This is a genomic window from Lactobacillus johnsonii ATCC 33200 (genome assembly GCF_000159355.1).
Classification (GTDB): Bacteria; Bacillota; Bacilli; order Lactobacillales; family Lactobacillaceae; genus Lactobacillus; species Lactobacillus johnsonii.
Genome location: NZ_GG670120.1, coordinates 448,152 through 449,237, shown reverse-complemented (window position 1 = coordinate 449,237; position 1,086 = coordinate 448,152). Strand labels below are relative to the sequence as shown.

The following is a 1,086-nucleotide window of genomic DNA, read 5'->3' as shown; positions in this document are numbered from 1 at the left end:
GCTAGGATATGTATTTTCGATGGGCTGCTTTTACATTATTTTGATTAACAATAGCATATTGCATTGTAGTATCTATCTGAGAATGGCCTAAAATCTTTTGAACTTGTTCAATGGGCATACCTTTATCAATAGCTCTCGTTGCCATGCTTCGTCTGAACTTATGTGGATGAATCCTATCTAAATGTAATTTTCTCCCCAATTGACGTAATCTAATTTCTACTCCACTAATTTTCAATCGGTCATTTGGCCTATCTAAAGAGACAAAAAGAGCAGGATTATCATCAGTTCTACTTTTTAAATAGTTAATCAAATGTACTTTTGATTTGGCATCAAAATATACGCGTCTTTCTTTGTCTCCTTTTCCAAATACCACACATTCACGCTCAGAAAAATTAATATCAGTTTTATTAAGTCTAACTAATTCACCAACTCTTATACCCGTTGAGTATAATAAATCGATCATAGCGACATCTCTTAAACAGGAACATCCATCACGAAGTTTTTCAATATCTTCATCAGTAATTACATTCTTTACAAGCTTTTCCGCCCGTATTTTATGAATGCGACGCATAGGACTCTTTAATATATAGTCTTCTTCTTCAAGCCAGGAAAAAAAACTTGAAATATTGCGCCTAATATTATCTACAGTTGTTTTGCCACAATTATTAATCTTTTGATAATCAACCAAATATTCACGCATTTCTTCTGTAGTAACTCTTCTGACTGGTCTAACTACTTTATTTAAAAGTTGTTCAACTGTAACTCGATAATATTTGATTGTTCTATCAGAGCAACCTTCCATTTTCTTAGCTTCTAAAAACTTAGCTAGGTATTCTTTATTGCTGATCTTCCGTTTTCGTGGCTCTCTTTCTACCAAATGCTTCAACATTACTTCTTGAAGTCGTTTTAACTGCGAGGCATTAAGTACTTCGGCCATCTCATTTATTATTTCAACAAACTTTTCATTCATAGTGAATCTCCCAAATTTAGAGTTTTTCACTATTAAACCACTTTTTAGCCAAAATATTCTTGCATTAAGCTATCATATAATTTTTGTGTTTCATCAAGCGACTTTTGAACTGCAAC

1 protein-coding gene is annotated in these 1,086 nt (G+C 32.8%); it reads right to left on the bottom strand.

Annotated elements, in window-relative coordinates; all coding sequences use genetic code 11:
- Position 1 precedes the first annotated feature (1 nt).
- On the bottom strand, positions 2–970 hold the full coding sequence (xerA, locus tag HMPREF0528_RS02230) for a site-specific tyrosine recombinase/integron integrase (RefSeq protein WP_004894518.1): 969 nt from the start codon (positions 968–970) through the stop codon (positions 2–4).
- Between the last annotated feature and the right edge of the window lie 116 nt (positions 971–1,086).